18 protein-coding genes are annotated in these 15,474 nt (G+C 37.7%); all 18 read left to right on the top strand.

Annotated elements, in window-relative coordinates:
- The first annotated feature begins 14 nt into the window (after positions 1–14).
- On the top strand, positions 15–302 hold the full coding sequence (locus B096_RS0108125) for a hypothetical protein (protein ID WP_018580233.1): 288 nt from the start codon (positions 15–17) through the stop codon (positions 300–302).
- Positions 303–327: 25 nt separating this feature from the next.
- Positions 328–1,239, top strand: coding sequence for a GNAT family N-acetyltransferase (locus tag B096_RS0108120; RefSeq protein ID WP_018580232.1), 912 nt, complete (start codon positions 328–330; stop codon positions 1,237–1,239).
- A gap of 80 nt (positions 1,240–1,319) precedes the next feature.
- Positions 1,320–2,324: a type I glyceraldehyde-3-phosphate dehydrogenase gene (gap, locus tag B096_RS0108115; RefSeq protein ID WP_018580231.1), complete on the top strand. Its 1,005-nt coding sequence runs from the start codon at positions 1,320–1,322 to the stop codon at positions 2,322–2,324.
- 115 nt (positions 2,325–2,439) lie between these two features.
- A complete protein-coding gene (gene cysS, locus B096_RS0108110; protein ID WP_018580230.1) occupies positions 2,440–3,777 on the top strand; it encodes a cysteine--tRNA ligase in 1,338 nt (445 codons plus the stop codon).
- Position 3,778: 1 nt separating this feature from the next.
- A complete protein-coding gene (locus tag B096_RS0108105; protein ID WP_018580229.1) occupies positions 3,779–4,153 on the top strand; it encodes a Mini-ribonuclease 3 in 375 nt (124 codons plus the stop codon).
- Positions 4,153–4,863 carry a 23S rRNA (guanosine(2251)-2'-O)-methyltransferase RlmB gene (rlmB, locus tag B096_RS0108100; protein WP_018580228.1) on the top strand — a complete coding sequence of 237 codons (711 nt, stop codon included), beginning with the start codon at positions 4,153–4,155 and terminating at the stop codon, positions 4,861–4,863. Before B096_RS0108105 ends, rlmB begins: the two co-directional genes overlap by 1 nt.
- A gap of 21 nt (positions 4,864–4,884) precedes the next feature.
- Positions 4,885–5,496: a sigma-70 family RNA polymerase sigma factor gene (locus B096_RS0108095; protein ID WP_018580227.1), complete on the top strand. Its 612-nt coding sequence runs from the start codon at positions 4,885–4,887 to the stop codon at positions 5,494–5,496.
- Between the two features lie 61 nt (positions 5,497–5,557).
- Positions 5,558–5,716, top strand: a complete 159-nt coding sequence (gene rpmG, locus B096_RS09855; RefSeq protein WP_083913023.1) for a 50S ribosomal protein L33 — start codon at positions 5,558–5,560, stop codon at positions 5,714–5,716.
- 12 nt (positions 5,717–5,728) lie between these two features.
- The gene (gene secE / locus B096_RS0108090; protein ID WP_018580226.1) at positions 5,729–5,911 is read left to right on the top strand and encodes a preprotein translocase subunit SecE; all 183 of its coding nucleotides are present in this window, start codon (positions 5,729–5,731) and stop codon (positions 5,909–5,911) included.
- A gap of 1 nt (position 5,912) precedes the next feature.
- The gene (nusG, locus tag B096_RS0108085) at positions 5,913–6,449 is read left to right on the top strand and encodes a transcription termination/antitermination protein NusG (protein WP_018580225.1); all 537 of its coding nucleotides are present in this window, start codon (positions 5,913–5,915) and stop codon (positions 6,447–6,449) included.
- Positions 6,450–6,573: 124 nt separating this feature from the next.
- Positions 6,574–7,521: a mevalonate kinase gene (gene mvk / locus B096_RS0108080; RefSeq protein WP_018580224.1), complete on the top strand. Its 948-nt coding sequence runs from the start codon at positions 6,574–6,576 to the stop codon at positions 7,519–7,521.
- Entirely contained in the window at positions 7,514–8,464 is a 951-nt protein-coding gene (gene mvaD, locus B096_RS0108075) for a diphosphomevalonate decarboxylase (protein WP_018580223.1), read from the top strand. Before mvk ends, mvaD begins: the two co-directional genes overlap by 8 nt.
- Positions 8,451–9,485, top strand: a complete 1,035-nt coding sequence (locus B096_RS0108070) for a phosphomevalonate kinase (protein ID WP_018580222.1) — start codon at positions 8,451–8,453, stop codon at positions 9,483–9,485. The genes mvaD and B096_RS0108070 overlap by 14 nt, the downstream gene beginning before the upstream one ends.
- A complete protein-coding gene (gene fni / locus B096_RS0108065; RefSeq protein WP_018580221.1) occupies positions 9,486–10,481 on the top strand; it encodes a type 2 isopentenyl-diphosphate Delta-isomerase in 996 nt (331 codons plus the stop codon). It begins immediately after the preceding gene.
- 2 nt (positions 10,482–10,483) lie between these two features.
- Positions 10,484–12,067, top strand: a complete 1,584-nt coding sequence (locus B096_RS0108060; RefSeq protein ID WP_018580220.1) for an ABC transporter substrate-binding protein — start codon at positions 10,484–10,486, stop codon at positions 12,065–12,067.
- Positions 12,068–12,099: 32 nt separating this feature from the next.
- Positions 12,100–13,560: an LCP family protein gene (locus tag B096_RS0108055; RefSeq protein WP_018580219.1), complete on the top strand. Its 1,461-nt coding sequence runs from the start codon at positions 12,100–12,102 to the stop codon at positions 13,558–13,560.
- Between the two features lie 42 nt (positions 13,561–13,602).
- Positions 13,603–14,262, top strand: coding sequence for a uracil-DNA glycosylase (locus B096_RS0108050; RefSeq protein WP_018580218.1), 660 nt, complete (start codon positions 13,603–13,605; stop codon positions 14,260–14,262).
- Positions 14,247–15,470, top strand: a complete 1,224-nt coding sequence (locus tag B096_RS0108045) for a bifunctional folylpolyglutamate synthase/dihydrofolate synthase (protein ID WP_018580217.1) — start codon at positions 14,247–14,249, stop codon at positions 15,468–15,470. Before B096_RS0108050 ends, B096_RS0108045 begins: the two co-directional genes overlap by 16 nt.
- Positions 15,471–15,474 lie beyond the last annotated feature (4 nt).

The following is a 15,474-nucleotide window of genomic DNA, read 5'->3' as shown; positions in this document are numbered from 1 at the left end:
AGGCGGTATAAATTATGTTTTCAATTATTGCATATCTGATTTTATTTTTTATAACAATGATTATTATTAGATTGTTACCACAATTATTCGGGGTAATTTTAATTATTTGGATGATTAGTACAATTGTGCGTGTGGTTCAAGAAGTTCGTCGACCACGTGGAAATTCAAGAAATTATTATCAAGATTCGGAACAACGAACCCAACAAACAAATACGGATCAAACACATTCAAGTAATCACAATGGTGATGTCATTGATGTTGAATATACAACTCGAGATGTAACCGATAAAGACGACAAATAGTTTGTCATAAAAGAGAGGTGGACGCATGATAGCTAAAGCAAATGTTGCAGATAAAAAACAGTTACATTTTTTGTGGAAGGATGCTTTCTCAAACTTAAATCGTGGCGCTGTTGATGCTTATTTCAATAATTTTTATCATGAAAAGCAATGCTATCTCAGTAAGAATGACCACGACGAAATTCTCGCGTCAATTCAAGTTCATGATAAAGTCTTATCACTCCATGATAAAAATATCAAAGCATCATATTTAGTCGGTGGGTTTATGAGGCCAAATGTATTACAAGAAACCATGACAACGTTGATCACAGAAGTGCTAGACGATGTTTCAAGAACCGATATAATTACGCTATGCCGAACGGATCACCCCGAATGGTTTGAACCGTTTGGTTTTGAGACGGTCGTGGAAAATTATATCTATACAATTTCTGCAGTTTCATTGCCGACACTCGGAATGGAAGGTATTGTTCGCGATCCAAGTCCAGAAAGTCTGTTAGAAGTCTATGATCGTTTCACAAACCATTTCACTGCATTCTTTAAACGTGACGCAAATTATTTTTCAAAACTAAAGAAAACGATGCGCGAACAAAACGGTCAAATAATCGGCCTTCAAGAAAATGGTGAATTGGTTGCGTATGCTATCGTTACGAACGCGCCACATTCCGTTGAAGTCGTGGAATGTTGTTATGACAAGAGTGGCTCTTTAGTAAGGCTTCTCGCCTTTGTATCGAGGTCTGTGCAGGATGTACGGCTTCATGCGACAGTGTCTGAGCGTTTGGATAAAATCTTTACAGAATCGCACCGTGTCAAGGCTCCATTTCTTATCGCGCGCGTAAATGATAAGGAATTGTTTGAACGTTTGTATCATATTAAAATTATCAGTGCGTATTCGGCCTTCCATGCCTTTGGGAAGCCAGTGTTTAATAGGGATTTTTTATAGATTGTTAGTTGGCTCACAATTGACAATTGGTCGATATGGTATATAATAAGAATGTCAATTATAAGGAGGATATAGACACTATGACAGTTAAAGTAGCAATTAACGGTTTCGGCCGTATTGGTCGTTTAGCAACACGTTTATTAACAGGTTCAAAAGACATGGAAATCGTGGCAATTAACGACTTAACAGATGCAGCAACATTAGCTCATTTATTAAAATATGATTCAGCACAGGGACGTTTCGATCATGATATCGAAGTTAAAGACGGAGCTTTCGTAATCGACGGACACGAAATCAAAGTTTTAAGCGAACGCGATCCTAAAAACTTACCTTGGAAAGAATTAGGTGTTGACGTAGTTATCGAATGTACAGGTTTCTTCACAACTGAAGAAAAAGCTGGCATGCACTTAGAAGCAGGAGCTCGTAAAGTTATTATCTCAGCTCCAGCAACAGGAAACATCAAAACAGTTGTTTACAACACAAACCATGAAATCCTTGACGGTAGCGAAACAGTTATCTCAGGTGCTTCATGTACAACAAACTGCTTAGCTCCAATGGCTGCAGTATTAAATGACAAGTATGGTATTATTTCAGGAACAATGACAACAATCCATGCTTATACAAATGACCAAAATACATTAGATGGTCCTCATGCTAAAGGTGACTTACGTCGTGGACGTGCAGCTGCACAAAGCATTATCCCTAACTCAACAGGAGCAGCTAAAGCAATCGGTTTAGTAATTCCTGAGTTACAAGGAAAATTAGATGGTGGAGCACACCGTGTTCCTGTTATCACTGGTTCAATCACTGAATTAGTAGCAGTAGTTGAAAAAGCAACATCAGTTGAAGAAGTAAACGCAGCTATGAAAGCAGCATCAAACGAATCATTTGGTTACACAGAAGAACAATTAGTTTCAACAGACATCATTGGTATGAGCTACGGTTCATTATTTGATGCAACACAAACTAAAGTTTCAACAATCGGTGGTGTAAACTTAGTTAAAGTTGCTTCATGGTATGACAACGAAGCTTCATACACAAACCAATTAGTACGTACAGCACATTACGTTGCTTCAAAATTCTAATTGATTTAAAATATGATCAATCAAGCTATCCTTTAGGATAGCTTTTTTTATGTCTGAACAGTGCATAAATAAAGGCTATTTATGATATACTTATTGCAAAGGTTTGGAGGCCATTATGAAGTTATATAATTCAAAATCAAATACAATCGAAGTGTTTAAACCCATTGAGGATGGAACGGTGTCTATGTATGTCTGTGGACCGACCGTTTATAATTACGCTCATATTGGGAACGCGCGTCCTATTGTAGTATTTGATCTCTTACGTCGTGTATTAACAACATTGGGTTATGATGTTAAGCTTGTATCAAACTATACTGATGTTGATGATAAGATTATTAAAAAAGCTTTGGATGAAGGGGTCGATGAACAGGTAATCGCAAACCGCTATATTGAAGCGTATGAGAAGGTGCGCAAAGGATTACACGCTGATTACGTGGACGCGACACCGAAGGTTACTGAAACAATGGAGGAAATCATTGCCTTTATTCAAGACCTTATCGATCGTGGCTATGCCTATCCTTCAAATGGTGATGTTTACTTTCGCGTTACTAAAGCGAAAGCATATGGTGCCATTTCTTCACAAAACATTGAGGACTTGATGGTAGGTGCTCGTATTGAGGAAAATAGTAATAAAGAAAACCCGTTAGATTTTGTATTGTGGAAAAATACAGATGATGAAGGAATTAAATGGGATGCTCCATGGGGAAGAGGAAGACCGGGTTGGCACACTGAGTGTGTCGTGATGATTGAAAATGAGTTTAAACAAGATAAAATTGATATTCACGGTGGAGGCCAAGATTTAAAATTCCCGCATCATGAAAATGAGTCCGCACAATGCCGTGCCGTTCACGATCATGATCTTGCTAATTATTGGGTACATAATGCCATGCTTAATATTGATGGTGAGAAGATGAGTAAGTCAATTGGGAATGTGATGTGGGCTCAAGAGTTTATTGACAAACTTGGAGAGAATGCCACACGATGGTTGCTTATGTCGACACATTACCGTCTCATTTTAAATATTACAGATGAACTTATTGAACAAACTCAACGCGAATTGGAGCGAATTTTCCAAGGGTTGCATAAGGCCTATATTGAACTGGAAAAAATGAATAGTCGCATTGGCGAAGAGGATGATCGCGATTTATTTAATGCTTTTATGGAAGCCATGTCGGATGATTTAAATGTTGCTAATGCGAATGTTGTTTTGTTTGATACAATCAAAAAACTTAATGGGTCAATTCGTAAGCGAGAAATTGATGCGCAGGAAGTTTCCAAATACATTGTCACTGTTGAGAAGATGCTGGATGTTTTGGGGATTTCTTATGAAAGAATTGAACTTGATGATGCAGCACGTGATCTTTTTAAGCAATGGAATGAAGCAAAAGTGCGCAAAGATTTTGAAGATGCAGACCGCTACCGCGCTGCACTAATAGAACGAGGACTAATATAATATGATGCATTCAGGAAATGTACTTGCATTTGTTGGTGATGCGGTCTTATCACTTCAGGTAAGACAGTATTTAGTTGAACAAGGCATTACAAAAACGAAGCAATTGCAAGAGACATCCGTCAAATTCGTAAGTGCCATTGCTCAGGCAAATTTTATGAAATCATTACTTGAACGCGAAGCGCTCACGGATGAAGAGATGAGTATTTATAAACGTGGACGTAATGCGAAGAGTGCCTCAATGGCAAAAAATGCAGATGTTATGTCTTATCGGATTGCTACGGGATTTGAGGCTTTATGGGGATACCTTCATATGGAGGGTCGACAAGAACGCTTGGATGAGCTTTGGAAAGAATATATAGAAACGGTGGAATTATAATGTCGAATTACATTTTTGGGAAAAATACAGTAACTGCATATTTAAAAAGTGGGCAGAAGCCGAAGAACTTATACTTATTTAATAAAGGAAACTATCAAGAAATTATAAGTCTTGCGAAAACGGTTGGAATTAAGCCGGAATTTGTTGATAAGTATCGCTTGGATAAAATGGCAGATGGTGTCCATCAAGGCGTGGTTATTGAAATCCAAGATTATAAATATCACTCATTGCAAGACATTATTAAAAATGCAAAAAACAATTTAATTGTGCTGTGTGATCAACTTGAAGATCCACATAACTTGGGCGCAATTTTAAGAACTTGTGATGCATGTGGTGTGGATGGCGTCATCGTCGGAAAACATCGCAGTGTAGGATTAACCTCTACCGTTGCGAAAGTTTCAACGGGTGCTATAAACACAGTTAAAGTTGCCGAAGTTACAAATATGGTAAAAGCAATTGCTGAACTGAAAGAAGCTGGATATTGGGTAGTAGCCGCAGAAAATGCAGTTGAAGCAGTTGATTATACAGAATTTAAAGTTGATATGCCATTGGTATTGGTTGTGGGTTCTGAGGGTAAAGGAATTTCTCGACTAGTAAAAAAAGAATGTGATATTTTAACCACAATACCAATGTGTGGTAGTGTAAATTCATTAAATGTATCTGTTGCAACAGGTGTATTGCTCTTTGATATTGTACGTCGCCGAAAATAATGCAGTTATGGGGGGATTTGCATGATAAGCGATTTTGAGTATCTTTATATGATTCGTCAGAATAGTGAAGATGCATTAGATGTAGTCATGGGAAAGTTTAAACGATTGCTTTGGAAAAGAGCGTACGAACTGTATACGCAACAAAAACCAATCGGTATCGGAATCGAAGATTTATTTCAAGAAGGATTTCTAGGCTTTTATGACGCCATTTATACATTTAAAGAAATTAAAGACGTAGGCTTTGCATATTATGTTAATCTTTGTGTGGTTTCTACGATGCGTACAGCGTTGCGTCGATGCCGATCACAGTCTTACAAATTATTAGACAGTAAATGGTCCTTAGATTTGTTTGTTTCTGAAGACAAATCTGTATACCTTGCGGATATGATTGAATCTCCGGATATAATGACCGATCCAGTAATCGTTGCCCATTATCAAGATGCACGACGCATTGAGGATGAGGTGCTGCAAACGATTCCTGAAAAAGAGCGCATAATTTATACAATGCGAGAAGAGGGATTTGGATATCGTGAGATTGCGGACCAGTTTAATATAACGCCAAAAAATGTGGATAATATTATCCAAAAAGTGAGGCGTCGTTTGATTGCAATGCGCGATGTTCCCTACAGGTGAGTTCATTGACACCCCACTGTGATTGTGATAAAGTTAGGTAGCACGAAAGTGGGGTTTTTTAATGACAAATAAAAGAGAAAAAGTAATCTTGGTATGTACTGAATGCCTTTCACGTAATTACTCTACTTTTCGAAATCATTCAAGTGTTACTGAACGACTTGAGATAAAAAAATTTTGTAAACGATGTGGAAGACACACATTACATAGAGAGACAAAATAGGAGGTAAATGCTATGGCTTGGTTTAGTTTTGCTGGAATTAAAGAAGAAATCCATAAAATCAAATGGCCTACTCGTAAGGATATGACACGAAACACAACAATCGTTCTATCATTTGTTCTGTTTTTTGTAGCTTACTTTTTACTAACAGAAGTTGTGTTAGTAGCAGCATTGAAATTGATTGGAATTGGTGGATAAAATGGAAGAAAAAAAATGGTATGTTGTTAACACCTATTCAGGACATGAAAACCGTGTTAAAGAAAACTTAGAACGACGCGTAGAATCAATGGGTATCGAAGATGCTTTATTTAGAATTCTTGTAGCTGAAGAAAAAGAAATTGAATATAAGAATGGTAAAAAAGTAGAAAAACTTCGTAACTTATTTCCGGGTTATTTATTCGTAGAAATGATTATGACGGATGAAGCTTGGTATATCGTTCGTAATACCCCAGGTGTTACAGGATTTATCGGATCATCAGGTGGTGGTGCTAAACCATTCCCAGTTTCTGATGAAGAGATTGAGTCTATCTTACGACGCATGGGTATGAGTGATCAAAAACTTATCGTTAATTTCAAAGAAGGCGATACTGTACGTATTCTTTCAGGTCCATTCGCTGGAATTGAAGGAACAGTAGATAGCATGAATGATGATTCTCAAACAGCGATGGTTCTAACGATTTTATTCGGTCGTGAAACACCAACTGAGATTTCATATACAGATATCGAAGCATTATAATAATTCAAGCGGGCTTAGCTCGCTTTTTTTTATGCGCTCTAATTATAGGAATTCGTGTGAAATGGTATATCATGCGCATTATGATGTATAATAAAGGTGCAATTTATGTTTGGAAGGTGTTTATATGAGTCTATATGGTATCGGTTCTGCGACGGGGAAAATCATTTTAATGGGTGAACATTCCGTGGTATACGGCAAACCAGCAATTGCATTGCCATTTGCTTCCGCACGCATTGAAACCAGAGTAGAGTTTCATCAACATGAAACTACAATTGATTGCCTCTATTATAAAGGCATCTTAGCAAAAGCACCTGCAGTTATTGCAGGAATCAAAGAATTAATAACTTTAACCTTAAAATTTCTAAATAAAGATAATTATGGACTTCATATTTCTATAATGTCGACATTACCACCACAACGTGGATTGGGGTCTAGTGCAGCTGTATCAGTCTCGATTGTTCGTGGTCTTTTTGACGCATTTAAAATTCATTTATCCGATGAGAATTTAAACTATCTTGTATCCGTTGCGGAACGCATTCATCACACAAATCCAAGTGGTCTAGATGCCAATACGATTGCTACGGGGAAGCCAGTTTATTTTGAACGTGGAAAATCCGGAGAAATTATTGAAGTTGATATGGATGCAGTACTCGTTGTTGCCGATACAGGTGAATCGGGACAAACTCGACTTGCTGTTGCTGAGGTGAATGCGATGTTGAAGGATAATCCGGAATATGTTGAGTCACTTATGAACCGACTTGCGGATCTTACTAATGAAACTCGCATTCACCTTCAAACGAAAAATGTCTGTGAAGTTGGTAACTGTATGAACTTGGCACATGAAGTGTTAAAAACAATTCGTGTCAGCAATGATAAATTGGACCATTTAACGACTGTTGCTGTAGCGGAAGGTGCACTTGGGGCCAAGTTGACAGGCTCAGGTAAAGGCGGTTGTATGATCGCTTTGTGTGCTAATGAAGAAGATTCAATCCATGTTTCCCAAAAATTAAAAGAAGCTGGGGCGGTAGACACATGGGCTTATAATTTGAATGGTGAGCAACTTAATGACTAAAACAGTTCGTGCTCATACCAATATTGCTTTAATTAAATACTGGGGAAAAAAAGACAAGGAATTAAAAATACCGCATAATTCCAGTCTCTCATTAACCTTAGATCAATTCTATACGGATACGCGTGTGGAATATGATGGTTCGCTTTCAGAAGATGTTTTAATTCTCGATGACGTTGTTGTTGAAGGGAAGGAAAAGGATCGTGTTGTTTGGTATATGAACCAACTTCGAAAACGTTATCCTCTGCCCGGCTTTGCGCGTATTTACTCACGCAATTTTGTACCGAAAGCAGCTGGCTTAGCATCTTCTGCTTCTGCTTTTGCAGCCTTAGCGAAAGCGGCAACCTTATCCCTAAATCTTTCGGATGAAGAAGTCTCGCGTTGTGCACGGTTGGGTTCGGGGAGTGCTTCACGATCAATTTACGGTGGATTTGTAAAATGGAATCATGGCACTTCAGATGCAGATAGTTTTGCAGTCCCAATCGAAATGGAGCCTTGGCCAGAGTTTAGGATGATTGTCTGCATCTTAAATGACCAAGAAAAACCGTTTTTAAGCAGCGAAGCTATGAATAAAACCGTTGAGTCATCAGTCTATTACCCAGCATGGGTAGAGCAAAGCGAGAAAGATATAGTCTTGCTAGAACGTGCGCTCAAGCAGCATGACATTTGGACGGTAGGGACTGTGGCTCAAGAAAATGCTTTAAGGATGCATGCATCTTTGATGGCAGTAAATATGTGGTATTTTGAACCGCAAACAATTGAAATTATGAATATCATTAGACAATTACAGGTTGTTGTTCCTGCATTCTTTACCATGGATGCAGGTCCAAATGTTAAAATAATGACCACAGATCAACATGTTGATACCATTTTGAATCATCTAAATGGAATTAAAACAGTGGTTTGTGCGCCGGGGATGGGGGTGTATGTCGATGATTCATACTAAATTTCCTGGGAAACTCTTTTTAATGGGTGAGTATGCCATCATGGAGCCAGGTCAAGTTGCTGTTATCGCAGCGGTTGATCGCTTTTTAAATGTCTATATTGAAAAAGCTGATGATTTTGAAATTCGCAGTGCTTATGGACATTTACAAGGAACTGAGATTTTTATGCAAAATGAGATTTTAATTCATGTTAAAGCGGCAATTGAAATTTCTCGCAGATATTTAAAATATCAAAAGATTAAAATGGAACCTTTTAAGATCACAATTGATAGTGAACTTGATGCTGATGACCATCAGAAATACGGTTTTGGCTCAAGTGGAGTGGTGGTTGTCGCGGTTGTCGATGCTATTTTAAAACAGCACGCGATTCATGCGGAGCCTATCGAGCTCTTTAAGTTATCCGTAATGGCACAAGTGATTGTCGGCGAAATGAGTTCTGGTGGGGATCTCGCTTCAACGTGTTTCGGAGGTATTATCGCTTATCGTCGTTACGATGAAACATGGTTGATTCTTGAAGATATGAGCAATATGGAACTCGTGCATACGGATTGGCTTGGATTAATGATTCAAGCGATGCAAACAGATTGTTTTAAACTGTGTGTCGGTTGGTCGGGAAATGCAAACAGCACGACCCCCTATGTGGAGAAGGTTCGAGAACTGAGCGAACTGGAACCGTATTATTACCAAATGTTTCTATTGAGTGCGGAACGCACCGTGGGTGATTTTATTAAGGGATGTGAAAACAGAGATTTCTCAATGATTAAGAAAGCGGTTGAACTGTATCGGGGTCTAATGTGTGACTTGGGTCACCATGCGGATCTTATGATTGAAACCCCTAAGCTTAAAGGATTGATTGAGTGTGCAGAAACTTTCAATTTACCTGCGAAAATTTCTGGATCGGGTGGTGGTGATTGTGGATTCGCATTGTTACCTGAAAATTTTCATGAAAAAGAGCCAAGATTGCTACATGAATGGGAAAAACATGGTATTCTATATCTAGATGTAGGAGTATATGAAACGTAAATGAGATCAAAAAGAAAAGACGAACATGTCGCACTGGCTTTGAGTCAAAATGTTTACGAATCGGATTTTGATTCGATTCGGATTCTTCATCACAGTTTACCAAATATTAATTTAAGGGATATTGACCCTTCGATTAATTTTTTAGGGAAACCTGTGAATTATCCTATATACATTAATGCCATGACAGGTGGTAGTGATAAGACTGAAGCCTTAAATCGTAAACTTGCGAGAATTGCTCGTGTTTTTAGTTTGCCAATGGCTGTAGGATCACAGCATGCAGCATTGGATGATAATAAATTAGAATCCAGTTATCGAGTTGTGCGTGAGGAAAATCCTGATGGTTTTATTATTGGTAATGTGGGAGCGAACGCATCCGTTGAAGACGCACAGCGTGCGATTGCAATGATTGATGCAGATGCTCTGGGTATTCATATCAATGTTGCGCAAGAAATTGCGATGGACGAGGGCGACCGTGATTTTTCGCATTGGATCGATAATATAGCCGCAATTGTTGCAGCGGTAGATGTCCCGGTAATTGTAAAAGAGGTTGGCTTCGGAATGAGTGAACAAACCGTAGCGAAACTTTATGCATGTGGTGTTCGTCATATCGACTTGAGTGGTCGTGGTGGTACGAATTTTGTTTGGATTGAGAATGAACGATCACAAAGAAAACGGTATGATTATCTTTCGGATTGGGGAATTACAACGGTTGAATCTTTGATTATGACCCGTGCTTATCAAGATTCTTGTGATATCTTTGCATCGGGTGGAATTCAAAATCCACTTCATGTACTCAAATGTTTGATTCTCGGTGCAGATGCTGTCGGTATTTCAGGATATTTCTTGAAAATTGCGCAATTAGAAGAGCAAGCGATGTTATCGGAAGTTGACTTGTTTTTAGAAGATTTAAAAAAACTTATGGTTTTGGTTGGAGCGAAAACGATTGAAGATTTGAAAAATGTTGATTACACATATCAGGGTAAGGTGGTGAATTAAGTATGAATCATGAAGAAACACAAACGATTGTTGATGAAAATGCAAACGACAAGAATGAAAAACAACGTATTATAAAAAATCCTAAAGAGAATAAGGGCGTCATAATTGGAGTTGTCGCCGTCTTGTTACTTGCAGTTTTTTCAACCTCGTTCTTTTTTCTAAACAGCCGTTGTACATTGGATGGCAAAAGTGTTTGCTATGACAAGGACAATGAATACTTTAATATTGAAGAAGATACCTCCCTTACGGTTCAAGTCGAAAATAAAGAATTAGGGGACTATTTAGTAGCTACATGGAATGACCTTCATCCAGACCACGTTGATGCATTAACCTACATAGTCCATGAACCCTTGAGTATTGATCAAATGGCAAAAGAACTTCCGTATGATGTAATGGTTACATCACAAAAAAATGCGGTATACTTTTTGGACCAATTGGTGAACTTAGGTAATAATCTGGATAGCGTAGTAGGGAGTCGAATCCCGGTTCAACTTCAAGATTCCATTAATTTAAAAGGATACTATTTTGTTCAAAACAGTATTGAGGGTGGATTATTTGTTTACAATAAAACCCTCTTAGAAGAGGCTGGATTTAACTTAAATGATTCCGATGATTCAGGATTGCCTGATGTATTTGAAACTTGGGATCAAATATATAAAGCCTCAGATAAAATTCTAGAGAAAACCGATATGGTATTTCCTGTATCATTTAAAGACCAAGCATCATTCTATCCCTTCTTAACGAGTGGACGTTGGACGCTGAATTTCACCAAAAAAGGTTCGGACCCAGGATTTGAAACTCAAGAATTTCGCGATGGTTTGACCTTTATTGAAGCCATGAGCACTCATAAGATGGATAAGACATTACCGAAAGATGTTAAAGCGGATGACTTACCATGGCAATTGGATGCCGCCTTTTATGAAAGACGTTCGGCTTTTAGTTTTATAACGGATTTCGATATGGCTGATAAGTATCAAGCAAGTACCAAAGATGAGTATGTCTACGCACCGTTTCCTGAATATATGAAACATCGTATGTCTCCTATGGGAGAAGTTGATGGGTATATTGTTCGTAAAGAAACAAAATATCCTTCTGCAGCCGCTGAAGTAATTCGTATTTTAAGAAGTGGTGAAGGTGTGTCTATTTATAATAGTTCTGTGGGGAAAACTCCAATTTATCATCGTATTCATCTTGATGAATTAACGTTGACGGATGAAGCATTGTTGAATAAGATGCGTGCATATAATTTCCATGATACACCTCCGGTTATGGCCTTGGATAACAATCCAACCAAACTTGCCCGAAGTCTTTATAAAGAAGTAGACTTTATGCCGATTCTTCGTGATCTCTATGATCATAAACTTACAGTAGATGAAGCACAGGCGAAGATTGTAGAATTATCGAATAAATGGATTGAAGAGAATGACCTCACTGAAGAGGAAAAGAAAGCTTTAGAAGCTAAAAAAGCTGAAGAAGAGAAACAAAAGAAAGAGAAACAAGAAAAAGAAGCTAAAGAAAAACAAGAAAAAGAAAAGCAAGAAAATGAAGAATCATCGGATTCCGATGAAGAAAAGAAGGATAATTAGTTGAAAATCACAAATTTGTGATGGAGGTTAGCATGGCTAAAAACAATAAAAAAGAATTTATATTATTTCGCGATAAAGTAATTGTTTTAATATTTTTACTTTGTTCACTTGTTACTTTGTTTGCAATCTATAAGTTTAACGCAATACCAACAAAGTATCTTATGGTTATCGTTGGAGCAATCTTGCTCTTATTCCTAATTGGTGCCTTATTTACATTGCTTACCAAACCAGGAAAGCTCAAAAATTTTGGTAAAATATATAGCTTGGTTTTAAGTTTACTCCTATTACTAGGTACCCGTTATTTGGTGACGGGAAATAGTTTCCTAGGTAAATTAACAGGGGCAGATAAAGATACCCACGTGATTTCAGTTGTTGTGATGAAAGATTCAGAATACAAAAGTATTGACGACGTAAAAGATCTCTCGTTTGGTGCTAACACACGCCTGGATTCCAAAAATATTATTAAAGGTAAAAAATTAATTGATGAGAAATTTAAATCGGATATAAATATTATCGATTATGAAGATTATACTGAACTTGCGAACGATCTTTATGATGGAACGCAAGAAGTTATTCTTCTCAGTGAAGCACACCGTGGATTTATTCAAGATGAAGTTAAAGATTTCGATGAAAAAACACGCATTATCGGTACAGTTGCTTATGAAGAAGATATTGACTTTAAAAACAAAAATGCGGATGTTTCGAAGGATACCTTTAGTATGTTTGTAACCGGAATTGATACATACGGTCCGGTATCTTCAGTATCGCGATCAGATGTTAATATGATTATGACGGTCAACCCGAAAGACAAACAAATCTTGTTAACCAGTATCCCGCGTGATTACCATGTTGAACTTGCATCATTTGGTGCGTATGATAAGTTAACTCACGCAGGAATCTATGGAGTTGGAGAGTCCATGGCTACTTTAGAGAATCTCTTCGATATTGACATTGATTATTTCGTTAAAGTGAATTTCAGTTCTGTAGAAACAATTATTGATGCATTAGGTGGGGTTGATGTTTACTCGCGCTATGCTTTCCAATCATTTGCAGGAGTCTATTTTGATGAGGGAATTAACCATGTTGATGGTCGAAATGGACTTATATTTGCTCGTGAACGATATAATCTACCAAATGGTGATAACGATCGCGTAAGAAACCAACAAGCTCTAATTACAGGAATTCTTAAAAAAGCGATGTCACCTGCAATTATTACAAACTATACATCGATTTTAAATTCTGTTTCAGATTCATTCCAAATGAGCATGGAAGAAAATGACTTTAAAAAAATAATTAAACAACAAATTAATGATATGTCAGATTGGGATATTCAATCTTACGCTGTAACGGGAACGGGAAGTTCAAGTACTACAACTTACTCAATGCCTGGACCTGCACTGTATGTGATGGAACCAAATTATGACACAGTACGCCAAGCACACGATTATATCGAGGCAATGGAGCGTCATGAAATTATTACAGTGAGTGAATAAAAGCCAGATATCTGGCTTTTATTTTAGACTTAGGAGGAAGCTATGAATTGGGAACAAATATTTAAGGAAGAAAAACAAAAAGAATATTTTCAACTTCTCGAGATGAAAATTGCGGAAGACCGAAAAGTTAATACGGTTTATCCACCGGAAGCGGATGTGTACACAGCTTTTGATTATACGGCGTTTGAAGATGTTAAGGTTGTGATCTTAGGACAAGACCCTTATCATCAGCCCGGTCAAGCGATGGGAATGAGTTTCTCAGTACATCAAAGTCAAAAACTTCCTAAAAGTCTTATAAACATTTATAAAGAACTTGAAGCAGATTTGGGTGTTCACAATACGCATGGTGATCTTACAGCATGGGCAAAACAAGGGGTCTTATTATTAAATACACTTCTGACTGTACGTGAAGGGGAACCAATGTCTCATGCAAATTACGGTTGGGAACAGTTTACAGATCGGATCATTACAGAACTTGGGAAACGTAATGAACCTATTATTTTTGTTCTGTGGGGCAAAAAAGCTCAAATGAAAAAATCATTAATTCAAAATCATCATGATTTTATTGAATCCAGTCATCCATCGCCATTAGGTGCTTATCGTGGCTTTATGGGTTCACGTCCCTTTTCACAAATTAATGACTTATTGAAACATCGAAACGATGAAATGATTAATTGGAGTGTTACATGTTTAGACAAATAGAACCAGCGCTGGATGCGCTTATGAAACGAAAGAATCAGACCTACGGAATTGAAATGTTTAAAAAATGTCTTAACGACATGGGCAACCCACAAGCGTCCTTATCATGCATTCATATTGGCGGGACAAACGGAAAGGGTTCAACGACAAATTATACACGTGCCATGCTTCAAGAAGCAGGATTTCAAGTGGGTACGTTTACATCACCTCATCTCATAGTGCACAACGACCGGATTCGAATCAATAATCATAATATTAGCGACTCAGATTTATTAATGTATATTAATATAACGGAACCATTTTGGGATCCGTATCAATTGAGCATGTTTGAAATTGATGTTCTCATTTCAATCCTTTACTTTATCGATAACGATGTGGATTACGCAATCTATGAAGTAGGATTAGGGGGACGTTTGGATGCCACAAACGTTATTACACCGTTGGTTACGGGTATCACCAATATCGGTTTGGATCATATGAACATCTTAGGCGATACAGTAGAAAAGATAGCATACGAAAAAGCAGGAATAGTTAAAGCTCGAGTTCCTCTCTATACTACTGAACAAAAAGCCTCTTGTCTTAGAGTATTTGAGGAGAAGACGAACGAATATCAAAGTCCCATGCATGCATTAACTATTCCACAAGCAACGCGCAGTGGTTTGGTGTACACATTTGAGGTTAATGGCAGCCTGTACCAAATTCGAAACCAAGGTATTTATCAAGTTGCGAATGCGAGTTTGGCCATCAACCTTATTCAAGGTTTACCAAAAATAAGTGTGGATTATGAAACGTTACGCAAAGCAATTTTAGAAACATCATGGGCAGGCCGATTTGAACGTGTTCTCGACGGTGTATATTTAGATGGAGCTCATAATGAGATGGGGATTGAAATGCTTGTGAGAAGCGTTGAAATGCTTCCTAGACCGTGGGTGGTTGTGTTTACGGCGCTTAAAGATAAAGATTATGGATTGATGATTAATCGTTTGGAAGAGACCTTTGACGAAGTGATTATTACTGAATTTGATTTTTATCGTTCGGAAACTGCGGAGAATTTGGCGCGTGGACATCGTGCAACCATTATATCCGATAAGTATGAAGCAATTGATAGGGGACTTTTGCATAAAGAATCAGGAACTTGTATCATCACTGGATCTTTATATTTTATTTCCGAAGCCCGTGCATATTTAATAAAAAAAAATAAGTCTGCATAGAGAC

It is taken from the genome of Erysipelothrix tonsillarum DSM 14972, from assembly GCF_000373785.1.
In the GTDB taxonomy this organism is placed as follows: Bacteria; Bacillota_I; Bacilli_A; order Erysipelotrichales; family Erysipelotrichaceae; genus Erysipelothrix; species Erysipelothrix tonsillarum.
The sequence above is the reverse complement of the archived record's forward strand: the minus strand, read 5'-3'. Positions and strand labels throughout refer to the sequence as shown.